This is a genomic window from Bacteroidota bacterium (assembly GCA_016715945.1).
Lineage (GTDB): Bacteria > Bacteroidota > Bacteroidia > Bacteroidales > F082 > JALNZU01.
Window position 1 is genome coordinate 326537 of record JADJXJ010000001.1, and the last position, 13665, is coordinate 340201.

Consider the following 13665-nt stretch of genomic DNA (forward strand, 5'->3'; position numbering starts at 1 on the left):
ATCTGTTTTAAATCGAAGTCCTAAAGCGCAGTTTTTCTGGAAGAAATATTGCTAAAAAGCTGACAGACAGCCCATAAAGCACCGGATCGGACGGAAATTCGAAAAATATGGCCAACAACCAGGCGAGCAGACCGGAAAGCATGGAAGCGATAGCTGCACGGCTTTGAATCGTTTTGGTAAAAAGTCCGGTAGTAAGTGGCACAAACAAGGTAACCAAACCCAGGGAGGCGGCTTGCCCGACCAGCGCATACACATTGCCTTTCGTCCATGCCAGAATCACCGACACCAGTGCAATAAAAAGTACACTCATGCGCGAGATATTCAGGAATTTGCGATCCGACATTCCCGGCATCTCAGGCCGCAGGATGTTTTCGGAGAGTATGGCAGCTGGTGCCAGAAGGGCCGAACTGGCCGTGCTCATGATGGCCGAGAGCAATCCGGCGAAAAATAAAATCTTAACTGCCGGCGAGGCCTGTGCCGCCACAAGTTGTGGTACAATCAGCTGAGGATCATCGGTCATGATGTTCAGATGCTTTGCTGCCAGCGCCATCAGCAATGGAACCAGGCCCACACTGAGGTACATCAGCCCGGCTGCCACGGGCGACCAAATTGCCGTGCGTTCGTTGCGCGACGCCATGACCCGCTGAAAAATATCCTGCCCGGCAATACTTCCAAGGCCGATGGTGATCCATGCTGCCACATAATCGGCAATTTCGATGGGTTCAGCTTCAGGAATGAAACGGAAAAAGCCCTCTGGAGCTGAGCTAATGAGCGTGAGCGGCGAAATTTCGAGAAATAACTCAAGCCCGAAAGCAGCCAGGCCCAACAGAATAAACAACATTTGCAGAAAGTCGGTCACCGCAACCGACCACATGCCACCCACAAAAGTGTACACCGTAACCACCAGCCCTGCCAGAAGGAAACCTTGTCCGGACGGCAATCCGGTGAGCGCCTGCATGATGATGCCAAAAGCCACAAATTGCGCTGCAATCCACGATAAGTAAGGCAGGATGATCATCCACGATGCCATCTTTTCGACACGGCTTCCGTATCGCTCCCTGAAAAAATCGCCCAGGGTGAGCAATTGCATTCGGTATAACGGACGGGCATACCACAGTCCGACCAAAAGCAGACACAAAGCTGCCCCAAAAGGGTCGCGCACCACCGCCAGCAGTCCGCCTTCAGCAAACTCAGAGCTGGCACCCAATATGGTCTCGGAGCCGAACCAAGTAGCAAATAGTGTGGCCGTCACCAGGTAAAAGGGTAACCGTCTTCCGGCCAGGAGGTAGTCTTCGGCATTGCGCACATAGCGTGCCGCCAGCAAGCCGGCCAGAAGGTTGCCTAAGGTAAAAAGTACGATAAGTGCAGTGGTCATTGTCCGAAAAGCTGAGTGGCGAAAATAAAAATTAGCTGCATCATTAGCGGTCTGTTGACGAGTAAGGATATTTTCGGTTACATATCCCTAAGTTCTAAATTAGGGGCTAACCATGGGTAGGTGCATCATCACTGTTTCCCAGGGGAATCTTTCATGTGCAAGTGAAACTGTACCTTTTTCCCAAGCCGCTCAGCGCAGGAATTAACAGGAAATCAATGAGGTGAGTTCAGGAAATAAAAAAGGGCTGCGTTTTTTGCAACCCTTTGAAATCAAGTGAACCTGAAGGGACTCGAACCCCTAACCTTCTGATCCGTAGTCAGATGCTCTATCCAATTAAGCTACAGGTCCGTTTTTGTGGGTGCAAATATACAACGAAATCCTGCTGATGCAACAAATTAATTTCATTAAAACTTAATGTTGTTTAGTGTCGACCGGGCTTTGGGTTGAGAAAGAACACTTTACGTGATAACCGCTGTCCTGATTCATCCACTACAGTCACCACATGTTCGCCTGCATCGGCAAGAATAGGCATGCGATGTTCTGGTCCTGTGGTGGTGCCGATATAGTTGCCATCGAGGTGCCAATGCACGCTCAGGTCTGCCTGCTGGTGGATCAGGACAAACACAGTAGGGTGCATATTGCCAGAAAAATCCCTGGGAAGAAAGATTGAGGCATTGGCAGGCGGGTAGGCGAAATCCATAATTTGATAAGGTGATGAGTTACATCCGGGAAAAAGTGGAGGCAAAGGGCGGTAAGCGCTGTTGGCGATCTGGTAATAGTAACTCATCACTGGTGGAAGCACAAACCATGTCTGTCGCTTGGTAGGAAAAGGTGGCCGACAGCCCTCCGAAATGCGCCAATGGCTGGTAGTATCGGTTGTGATGAGCTGATGAAAGCTGCATGTTTTTACCTTGCTACCGGCCGGCGTCCCGACGACAGAGATGGTTGGGCAATCTGGTCCGGGGCTGTAACCTGACAATTGACAAATCTGGTAGCGGTGGGGCAGGAGAGAAGCTGGCGGGAAAAAATCCTGGTTGCGCATGAGTGCAAATGCCAGATCGAACAACAAGGGGCCGGCAGCCGAGGCGCCGGTGAGTCCCGGACGTCCGCTTCCATCGGCATTTCCAACCCAGATGCCAATCACGTAGTGTGGGTTAAACCCCACAGCCCATGCGTCGCGCTGGCCAAAACTGGTACCTGTTTTCCAGGCAAGAGGTAATTTCACTTCAGCATCAAAGCTTGTGACCACGGTTTCCGGGCGATTCAGGCCGGTGAGCGCTTCGGCTGTGAGCCTGCAAGCCTCGTGGCTCAACGGAAATGAACCATCACCGTGCAGGGCTTGTCGGGCCAGTCTGGCATATATTTTTGTCAATTCCAGCAGGTTTACCTCGGCTCCGCCCAGGATCAGCGAAATGCCATAGTGTTCGGCGGATTTTTTGAAGCCGCTGAACCCCATGGCATGGATTTGATTAATGAATTTTTCAATCCCATATTCTTTGAGCAGCCACGCAAAGGGGATGTTGAGCGACCGCTGCAAGGCGGTCTGGGCTTCCACCGCCCCGCTGAAACTGTTGTCGAAGTTGCGGGGCGAATAACTCCCCCACCAACTCGGAATGTCGGGCAACAGGCTTTGCGGGTGTATCAATCCTTCGTCGAGTGCAGAAGCAAAAAGCAAGGGTTTGAGCATACTGCCGGGGCTACGCATGCTTGCAGCCATGTCGTTATGACAGCCTGGCACCTTGCTTTGGGGGTGGGCATTGCCCATGTAGGCAATGATATTGCCCGTTTCGGTTTCCCGGATAATTACAGCCAGGTTATGAACAAATGTGGGAGATACATTCAGACGTTGGTTTTCGGCCATTTGTAGTACAATTTGCTGCACATCAGCGTCTAACGTACTGTGTATAAAACCGGTCTTACCTTCCTTGCGGGCTTGTTCCAAAAAATGAGGGGCAAGGTCCGGAAAAGTGTATCTGCCTTGAGGCAGGGGTTCGGTCAGGGCGAGCTCGAGGTCTGTAGAGCTTATCTTTCCCATGCGGTGTAATTTCCTGAGAAGGCGGTCGCGTTTTTGCTGAAGCTGCCCCACGTTCTTCTCAGGATGAATGTTGGCAGGTGAATTGGGCAACACGGCAAGCAAGGCAGCCTCGGCCCAGCTCAGGAGTTCCGGGGGATGTCCAAAATAGCGCCATGAGGCGGCATGCAAACCGTTGATATTTCCCCCAAAAGGAGCAACTGAGGCATAATGCCTCAAAATTGATTTTTTGGAATATTTCAGTTCTATCGAAAGGGCGAGCCAGGCTTCAGCAATCTTGTGTTTCAAACCACGATTCTTGTATCGCACCGAGATGCGGGCTAGCTGCATGCTTATGGTGGAGCCACCACTGACGATCTTGCCTGCCCGGATATTTTGAAAAATTGCCCGGGATACCGCGATGGGGTCAATACCAGGGTGCCAGCGGAAACGCTTGTCTTCATAGGCCAGCAGTGCGGCAACATATTTCTCCGGAAGGCTGTCGGCGGGTGCAAACCGCCATTGGCCATCAGAAGCCAATCTGGCGCCCAACAGCCTTCCGTGCCTGTCGAGAAGTACCGTGCTCAGGGGTTCGCGCCCAAGTGGGTCAGGCGAGAACCAGAGAAACGTCATGAACACAAGAACCGATGATAAAGCAAGCAATATTTTTTTTTGCTGCTGGCGGGAATTAGGCATGACAAATGATCAAGGTCGTGAACGAGGTGTGATTTCAATCCTTGATGCGCCGGTAAAGGCTTCGATATCAGTCTCGTACATTGAATTTAAAAATATGCCGGGAAAGACAAAGTTACCCGAATAAGTCACCGAGATTCGAACTGAGTAAATTCGCTCTTGTCCGGGTGCAAGCGAGAAGTAGTTGATCACTCTGTCGTCGCGCACGTCGGTATAATCCTGCGAAAATTGCGCGGCAATCGTCGGCGAACCCTCCGGGACATTGCTTCCCAATACCTCCCAGCCAGCCGGCAGGATGTTTTGCAAAGCAAGGAAATTGCGTTGTTTGTTGCTTCGGTTGACAACTTTAACCCGCATGATTGCGGTTTCGCCTTGTTTGAGGTCTTTGATCTCAAGGGCTCGACCGTCGAGGGCAGTGAACCACACCTTCAGCTCCGCATTCCTCGAAATCGGAGCAGCTTCCTTTTCCTCAGGTATGGCCGATGTAAGCAGGTTGAAATACAGACCTTTGGCGCCGGTATTTCGCAAGGTCAGGCTACGATCTTCCACATCGAGCAAATGCCGTTGCACACTCGATTGCAGGGTGTATTTTCCGGAGTTTTTGCCGCTTAGTTCGTAGGAAGCTTCGTCTCCTGCAGGATTCAACTTTGCCAACTCCTGCCATGCAAGCAGTAGCCATCCGGTTTCATTGGTGTTCAACGCTTTTATCCGGACATCTGTTGCAAGTTGATCAAACAAGCTAAAAGCTTCCGCTTTTTCGTCGATTGCCAGCAAGGACAGGACACGTATGCTCAGGTCGCGCACCGGACTGCCGAAAGTCGTGGCTTCGAAATCCGAAACCGACTTTCGACGGTTGCTGATTCCAAGCAACAACTCTCTTGCAGCCTGTTTTTTGCCTGCGGTAGCATATGCCAGTGCAAGCATAGTTGCCGATCGATCATCGAGTGAGGGCAGTTCACGCATGCGGTTCATCGCGTTGATCAGGGGTGTGCCAGCCTGTGCAAGCACATATAGCCTGTAGGATTGCAGGAACAATTCCAGATCTCCTGAATGCCAGTCACTCCATCGTCTCGCCCTCTGTTTCTGTGCTTCCAGCGTACGATCATACAACGCTCCACCGGAATATCTGCCCTCGCGCAGAGCAAGTGTCAGGAAATGAACGGCATACACGAAGGTATATTCATGCACCTGGGCGGTGTTGGGCCAGTAAACGGTATGTCCATTGGCATCGATACGCTGTTCTACCTGGCGGAGTGCCGAAGCCATCGCCCGCTCGTATTGCTGCATTTCCTCGCTCCCCGATTTGAGCAATCCCGGCAGATACAGCATGGCCATTCCCTGCGATGTAATTTGTTCGGTACATCCATGGGGATAGCTTAACAATGAGTTTAGCTTACCTCCTAGATCGATATCAGGCAGCCTCATTGCTTCGAGCTGTGCCATCCGGCTTCTGGTTCCGGGAAATTGTGGTTTGATTTGAATGCTTTTGCCTGGTTCGAGCTGGAGACTCTTCGACAGCTGTTGCCGCACAAACGGCTGTTCGATACTCAGGTTGACCTGATTGGAAACGCTGACTTCCTGGTTTTTAGCACTTATGGTGAGGCTTCCGCTTCCTTCTTCCAGGGCTTTGACCCTGAAAACCACCGTTTGCTCACCTTTTCCGGTGGATTGGATACGCTGCGTGCTGGTTCCGGTTACTTTCAGCTTTCCCTCACTTCTGAGGCTGATGGCAATCTGCCCTGCTTTCCCTGTATCGTCGAACAAGGTAACGGGCAAATCGAATTCGTCGTCTGGCCGGAGCAACCGGGGTGCGGTTGCAAGCACCATCAGCTTATTGCGCACGTGGAGGCTGCGGGCTGAGGCACCGGATGCGGTATTGTTGGCTGCAATAAGCATCACCCGCACTGCACCGGTATAGTTGGTGATATTGAAACTATGTCTGGCTTTGGCACCAGGGGCAAGTAAAAGAGGTCCCCTGACGATGACCACAGGTTTAAACCGTTGTTGTCTTGCCTTTTCGCGCCGTGGAAGGTTTTCGTCACCACCCACAGCCAGCACCTGTTCCAGTTTTCCACCGTAAGCTCCCAAAACCTGCTCGAACATGTCGCTGGTGAACACGCCCAATGCTTCACGTTGATTGAAATGGGCATAAGGATCCGGCGTGCGGAAATTTGTCAAATCCAACAGGCCTTCGTCCACAATGGCAAGCATATAGCTCATCGGCCGACCTTTGCTTTCGCTGATTTCGATCGTAAAAGGCTTCCCGGCCTCAACTGCGTCGGGCGCATTGATGCGGGGTTCGAGCTTTCTGTGTGGGTTTTCAATCTTCAGGTTTACAATCCCATAAAGCCTTACGGGCATGTCGTTTTCCACATTCCCAACCGGTTGTATCAAGCTTAGGTGGGCATACACATTTGGACTGAATTCGGGTCGAACCGGTACTTCTATGCGGTTGAGACCTTTTTGGGTGGTTACCCATCGCCACGACAACTGCCGGCTGCCATTTTCCAGGCTCAGCAGAAGCCTGCCTTCAGCAGGTGCCTCGAAACTGATCACGGCTTTATCGCCAATCAGGTAATTGCTTTTATCGCAGCTGACCCTGAGCTGATTGGCGCCAGAGATTCTTTGGTTTCGTGATGTCCCCACAACACCGTAAATATTTAACAGTACAGAAGTGCTATGGCCGTTGTTCTCGCTCACCACAATGATGAAGGTGCCCAGATCGAACCGCTCTGGCTTCCATCGTAAAATGCCCTTTCCATTGTTGAGCAACACTTCCCCCTGTGCAACATTCACCGCATTGGTGGTGCTGACATATGCCGCACGTGAATTGCCATCGCCGCTCCACCACCAGTAGTCGTTTAGCCTGAATATCTGGTAGTTCAGGCTCAGATTCCCCTCTGCAATTCCGGATGTGCTGAGTCTGACAACATTAAACTGATGCTGATCTGCCTCTGGTAAAAAATCTTTTACTGACAGAGCCGGGTCTTCAATACCAATGTAATGGGAGTAAGTATCAGACAGATATCGGTTGCTTGCCACCGAGAATGCGCCTCCGGGTTCGTAAGCTCTCACTTCGAGCTCCACTGCTCTGCGGCCTCTGAAACGTGAGGCTTCAGGCAGTTGAAGCTGCATGCTGGCCGAGCCATTCTCATCCAAAAGTGTTCCGGAGAGCTCCATTTTATGGGAACGGAATGCCTCAATGGCCTGATTGCTGAAGTTGTATCCTTCAAAACCTTTGAATTGCACTGGGACGTCGCTCACGGTTTGTTCAGCTGCTAACCTAAGTCCGGATGCAGCATCTCCATGCAACCAATTTACCCGCAATCCGATCGCTGGCTGAAGGTCTTCTTTCCCAAAGAGCCGGTTTTCAGGAACAAATGCAATTTTTAGCCGGTTTGGCATCACAGTCTCGACCCTGATGCGACGGGTAAAACTGGCATCGCCAACTGTAATGCGTATCGTCCAAATGCCTGTGGGCGATTCAGGTCGGGTGGGCATGCTGAAACGAATGAGGTTATGCGCTCCAAAACTGAGCGTTTGACGTCCGGCGGGTCGATTCCGTGCATCCAGCAGTTCCAGAACTACCGGATGAGCGCGGGGCAAGGGGTTGTTGTCCAACATGAATCCGATGTGCAACGTATCCCCCGGACGATACACGCCCCGTTCGGTGAAGATAAATCCGTTAAGTCCTGCCGAGGGTCTGGTGCCATCTACATCAAAACGCCCAAGTGGTTGTAGCTGGCTGCCATCGAGCTTCAAATACACGGTGCTGTTGCCATGGGTGGCTACAGCAATCCATGCATCAACCAGTTGTTGCGTAAGCACCACTTGTCCCTCAACATCGGTTTTTGCCCTTGCTATGCGCTGAAGCTGAAAATCAAAAAGTTCAACAGTGGCATCCTTAACAGGCATAGCACTTTGAAGATCAGTAACATAGAATCGGTATTCCCGGCTATTTTCGGCTTTTTTTGACATCAAACCCAATCGGGTGTAAAAGAGGCTTTTGGCGACAAAACGATCAGAATTATAGTAACTGTCGTGGCATGGGTTGTCGCGTTCCTCCCACTCATAATTGTCAGGATAGTAATAATCAGGCTGATAGTAATAATCGGCCCCCCACTGTCGGAGTTCTGCACTTGTAATCCGGCCGGGCGGGGGAGGAAGCTGGCCTGCACATGGCAAAGCAGTGTAACTCTTTTTAAACGTGATATAGACCCTATAGAGTGACGACTGATCGGTGACTATGAGCTTGCTCAAATCAATAGCCCTTTTCTGCCAGCTCATCAGCGATGCTTCGTCGGCTGTTGAAAAAACCATTTGCTGGCGGGCCACTACCCGACCTGTGAGCCGCAGGTCGTAGTTTCCATCGAGGTCATTGGTCTGCAGGTGCCGCAACATATTGTTTCCAAACACTTTGATTACCTGCACGTCCACTGCCCTCAGCCCTATGGTCTGGAATGGCAGCATCATATTGTTGCCCGTGATGATAGTGCTTGAGTTTAGTAGTCTGACGGCAGGTCTCAGCTCGTCGAATTCCAAAATGGTATCCAGTGCTGGTTCGAGGTTTTTGCCTGAAATACTCCGAAGACCGGGCGACAGCTTCAGTCGAAACGTTCCGCTGATGTTTTCTTTGGGAATGAGTTCCAGCAGGTTTTCGCGGCTATCTATCTGAAAATCAACTTCAGGTTCCGTTAGCACCATAGCCGGAACCGACTGATCGGGAGCGGGAGGCTGGCTGAGGCGGATCTTAATCCGCTGATTCGGATACATGATTGCTTCGAGCTGCACGACCCGGAAATTTTCTTTGCCCGGAATCATCAGCTCATAACTTCCTTTTCGTGCTATGCCCAACTGACGGGCATTCCATCGGAAACTAAGTTCGCGTGGCTCTGGGGCAGGTGAAAAGCTCCGGCTTTTGTAAACGATGCTCCTGTTGTTTTCTGAAACAGAGAAGATAAGTTTAAGAGGGCGACCGTTGAGTGTTGCCGAGGCCAGATCCTGAGGTACCCCCTGAACAAGTGGATGCGACAGGCTGAACTGGCCCTCTATCCACAGGCTGTCGCCATCGCTCATAAATTGAGGTAAACCTGCTGCAATTGCCGGTGGAGCAAGACGCGTATGGAACCTGAATATGTGAAAATCAGCTGGAACTTGTTTCAACTTTCCCAAAAAGAAGCTGACGTTAACAAACTCTTCATTTTCGGGCCATCGAATGTCGGGCGTAAAAATAAGGGTGTATTCATCGGCCCATATTGCTTTGCCTGCCACGCCAGGATCGAACCCAAGCAATGAATTGGTAAGCAGGTCATCTTGCCTGATGCTGTCGGATACCTTGAAGGCCAGGGTGATACGCAAAGGAGATGCGGCCTCGGGAAGAAGGCGGCTATATTGAGCTATGTAGGCTTCAAACTCCGGAACAGGCTCATAGGGTTTGCGACCGGATTGACAGGAAATGAACAGTGAAAATAGAGCTAAAGCAATGATATACAGTTGGTTGTTTTTCGACATGGTTTTTGGTTTTGGTGATGCCAAATTAAGCTGCGTTGGTCATACTGACGCTTGATTTTATGCGCTGTTGAAAAAAAATACCTTGCACAGTCAAACCCCGTAAATCAGGCCGAAGTTGTACTTTTATCCCAAAATGTGACCTATGCATTATGATCTCGTTTCCGACGATACCATATGCGCGATATCCACGCCTCCCGGCATGGGGGCAATTGCAGTCATCCGCTTGTCGGGCAAAGATGCCATCGCAATAGCCGGTTCCGTTTTCCGTGCAAAAGCAGCCGGATTCAACACGACTAAAGCCCTGAGCCACAAACAGTATTTCGGACAAATCATCGACGGAGAAGAGCCGCTCGACGAGGTGCTGCTTGCTTTTTACAGGGCGCCCCATTCCTACACAGGCGAAGACGTGGCCGAGATTAGCTGCCACGGCAGCACCTACATACAAAGGCGCATCATGGAATTGTTGATTGAAAAAGGTGCCCGTCCTGCCCATGCCGGAGAATTTACCATGCGCGCATTTGCACACCGGAAGTTCGACCTGGCCCAGGCCGAAGCAGTGGCCGACCTGATTGCCAGCAACAGCAAAACCAGTCATGAGCTGGCTATGAAACAAATGCGCGGTTTGTTCTCAAAAAAAATAGCAGAACTCCGACAGCGGCTTATCGATTTTGCTGCACTCATCGAACTTGAACTCGATTTTTCGGAAGAAGATGTCGAATTTGCCGACCGTACCCAGTTTCGGTTGTTGCTTAATGAGATTCAGACTGAAATTGCCCGGCTTCTTGAATCGTTCAAAACCGGCAATGCCATCAAGCAAGGCATACCTGTGGCAATCGTTGGCAAACCCAATGCCGGCAAATCTACCCTGCTGAATGCCATACTCAACGAAGAACGTGCCATCGTGAGCGAAATTCCGGGCACTACACGCGATGCCATCGAAGATACCATTGTCATCGGAGGCTACAACTTCCGGTTTATTGATACCGCAGGCCTTCGCCACTCGGACGACCTGATCGAAAGCATCGGCATTGGACGTACGTACGAAAAAATCCAACAGGCGGCAGTCGTATTGTATGTATGCGATATGACGGACTGCTACGGCCAGAGCGCTGAAGACATGCTGAGCGAGTTCAGGCACCTGATCGAAGATAAAAGCAAGCATTTCATCCTGGTGGGCAATAAGATAGATATGCTCGAACAGACCCCGGAACATTTCCGTGACTTTGTGGAACTGGAAACCGTTTTTATTTCTGCCAAGCGCAAGGAAAATATCCACCTGATCACCGACAGCCTGCTCAATGTGGTGAAACGATTCAACGTGCAGTCTGATACCATTGTAAGTAATGCCCGGCATTATCATGCCCTGAGGCAAGCATCCGAATCGCTTGAAGCGGTCATGCAGGGGCTCCATGCCAACCTGCCCACCGACCTTGTTGCCATCGACCTGCGTCGGGCCATGTATCAACTGTCGGTAATCACCGGACAAATTTCGAACGACGAAGTGCTGGGTTCGATATTCAGCAAATTCTGTATAGGAAAATAAGCCTGACGTCCGGCAAGCTACCTTTCAACGGCGTAGCCCTCGGGGAAGTCTTTATTTCTCAACTGATTCTTAACAAATTCGGGTAGCTGTCCGTCAACAGGATAGCTCTTCATAAGGTCGTGCAGCCTGCCTTTGCTGTAGCGGATCAGCCGAAAGCCGGAACCTATGACCAGGCCATAAAATACAATGCTGAACACAGCAGCCCCGACCTGCAGCTCTTCCGTGGGGTCGTCGGCTCCCGACATGCCGGCGCCGATGGCAAAAGCTACACTCCCCAGCACAAACACCGACACTGCAGCTCCAGCCAGAATAAATCCCGTTTGTGCTTCTTTGCGTTTTCTGAAAAATAAGTTTGTTACCGCCTCCAGGGTATCACTTCCCTGTGCCAGCTGAATGAAATCGGCACGTTTTAATGATGAAATGTTTTTCGATGCTGCCTGAGAAAACGCTTCTGGCTGGAGAAGTAGCAGAAAAACCAAGGCGCATAGGGTGTGCAGGACATAGCGTGAGGCGGTCATAGGATATATCGTTTCCGTAAAAGTAATCTGTCAGGTGAGACGGTGGTATCGTATCTGATTATTTAACAAGACTTTAATAGAAAAAGTGACCTGCCATAGGCAGGCCACTTTTTTGGCGTTTTGAGCATCATTTCAGCTCATTGTAAAAATGTGCATTTTAGTCGGCCATCAATCGAAATGGATCTTATTAAACCAGAGGTTTTTCCCGTTTCTCGTAGCGCCGAGGAAAAAGAAGGTGTTGCCCTCGATCCAGTTGACCGGGTATTTGTCGTCGAGGTAGAATTTTCTTTCGCCTATGTCTTTGAACTTGTTCACCCCGGCTCCGTTGGGTTTCACGGTGGCGATGCGGGGATAATAGAGTGTACGGGCTGTGGTACCGCTCTTTTTTGCACCGGCCACTTCAAACACGGTCCAGTAAGTGGCATTTTCGGTGCTGATGAATGCATGTTCGGTGGGAGTCAGCTTATTGTAGCTGTTTTTGTCGCGCAGGGCGGAGGTATAGCTTCGCAGCAGGTCGCCTTGCGGGCTAAAATGGAAGAAGGTAACATCGCGAAACTCTCCTTTTCCGGTGCGAAGCTGGCCAGCCACGAGCAACTCACCCTGTGGATTCACATAGAGTTCTTTTATTGCAACTCTCCCACCCGCATAGGGTTTGGATTTTTCGCCATCGGGCGAAGCTGATTTTGCTTTGAATTCCGCCAGGCTGGAATGTTTGATCCATTCCACTCCTTTGTCGGTTACTTTCATCAGCATATAGCCCGATGTCTTACCGTTGAGCAACGTCTCCTGTGTGGCGCTCTGCATATGAATCATACTCACCTCGCCATAGAGTTGCTTGTCATATTTTTTGGTTGATACCAGTCCGTGTACATAAACGGCATCGCCTTCCTCTTTTGCACCCAACACAAGCCAACGTTGTGGTATCGGAGAATTGACCTCAAATCTGCGCTCCACCTGGGCGTCGTAATTCACCTCGATGTATTCGTATTTGCCGTCTTCGCGATAAAATATCAGGGCCATATTGCCGCTTTCGAGCAGGTAGTTGGCTTGCGGAGAGGCGATTACGGGAAAGTTAATGGCCGATTCTGCCAGTTTCTCAAGTTTGTCGGCACTGAATTTCTGCACGGTATAATTCTTACCCAGATTTTCTTTCACCAGGCCTTTCTCAGCCACAAGCCCTATCAGCACTGCATCGCCGTCTTTGGCCGAGGCCAAATCGCGCACCCTTCCCTGACGCGACTGGGAGTAGGTGACCTTGGTAACGCCGCCACCTTGATAACTGTATTTTACATTGCTGCGCAAAGCCTGATATTTCTTTACATCATTGATTGTCCACCATGCCACAAGCTTGATCTTTTCGCCATCGTCGCCCCGCGGCCTCACACGTTCTTCAATCTTGAAACGATCGTCGCACCAGCCGGTTTCCCAGTTAAAGTAGCGATCAATATATCCGCGTTTGAAAACTGCCTGGCCGGTGAAGTTGTTGGCTTCCAGTGTAAGCAGGGGTTCTCGAGATTCGGGGCAGAAATTAAGCGAAAATCCAAAACGGGTTCGCATCCTTTCAAGTTCTTCCTCAAACTGCTCGCTGTTCTTGAGGTTGAAGTCCATGTCGAATGTGAGCAACTCGCCTTTTAGCTTTCGGCTTGTCTGCTTGGTCATGAAAATCAATCTGATTTCTTTATTCTCGCGGTCAACTACTACATCCTGCAGGTTGACGATGTTTGCCTTGCCCGAGGGGTCAAAGATGGTCTCTTTTAGGATGGTCTGTGCAAAAGACAGTTTGCCGGCGAACGACAATATCATGGCCATCAAAGCCAATGACATCATTTTGAGGGTTCTCTTCATGTTTGGGTATTATTAGGTTTGGGCCAAAAGTACATTCAGCTTCACTTGTTCTACCTACGGTAAAAGACGTATTTGTATGGTATTGGTCACAAATGATGTGAAATACCCAACGTACTCATCCCCGTCAGGTGCGGCAAATTGGCACGTATAAAGGTTCAACAAATAAAAT

Annotated in this window: 6 protein-coding genes and 1 tRNA gene; 1 reads left to right on the forward strand and 6 read right to left on the reverse strand. The window is 50.5% G+C overall.

All coding sequences use genetic code 11. The features are described from left to right. Positions 1 to 7: 7 nt before the first annotated feature. The 4 genes from IPM52_01165 to IPM52_01180 form a co-directional block, all read right to left on the reverse strand. Complete coding sequence (locus IPM52_01165) at positions 8 to 1375, reverse strand: sodium:solute symporter family protein (protein ID MBK9290236.1); 1368 nt, start codon at positions 1373 to 1375, stop codon at positions 8 to 10. Between the two features lie 274 nt (positions 1376 to 1649). Then, positions 1650 to 1723: transfer RNA gene (locus tag IPM52_01170), tRNA-Arg, on the reverse strand. A gap of 73 nt (positions 1724 to 1796) precedes the next feature. Beyond that, the gene (gene pbpC, locus IPM52_01175; protein ID MBK9290237.1) at positions 1797 to 4019 is read right to left on the reverse strand and encodes a penicillin-binding protein 1C; all 2223 of its coding nucleotides are present in this window, start codon (positions 4017 to 4019) and stop codon (positions 1797 to 1799) included. 72 nt (positions 4020 to 4091) lie between these two features. Next, positions 4092 to 9590 (reverse strand): hypothetical protein, encoded by a 5499-nt coding sequence (locus IPM52_01180; protein ID MBK9290238.1) that lies wholly within the window; start codon positions 9588 to 9590, stop codon positions 4092 to 4094. 142 nt (positions 9591 to 9732) lie between these two features. Here IPM52_01180 and mnmE point away from each other — a divergent pair, with 142 nt between their 5' ends. Further along, positions 9733 to 11133, forward strand: coding sequence for a tRNA uridine-5-carboxymethylaminomethyl(34) synthesis GTPase MnmE (gene mnmE / locus IPM52_01185; GenBank protein ID MBK9290239.1), 1401 nt, complete (start codon positions 9733 to 9735; stop codon positions 11131 to 11133). Between the two features lie 17 nt (positions 11134 to 11150). Here the strand turns inward: mnmE and IPM52_01190 are convergent, their stop codons facing one another. Then, complete coding sequence (locus IPM52_01190) at positions 11151 to 11651, reverse strand: hypothetical protein (GenBank protein MBK9290240.1); 501 nt, start codon at positions 11649 to 11651, stop codon at positions 11151 to 11153. 168 nt (positions 11652 to 11819) lie between these two features. Further along, positions 11820 to 13496: a hypothetical protein gene (locus IPM52_01195; GenBank protein ID MBK9290241.1), complete on the reverse strand. Its 1677-nt coding sequence runs from the start codon at positions 13494 to 13496 to the stop codon at positions 11820 to 11822. Positions 13497 to 13665 lie beyond the last annotated feature (169 nt).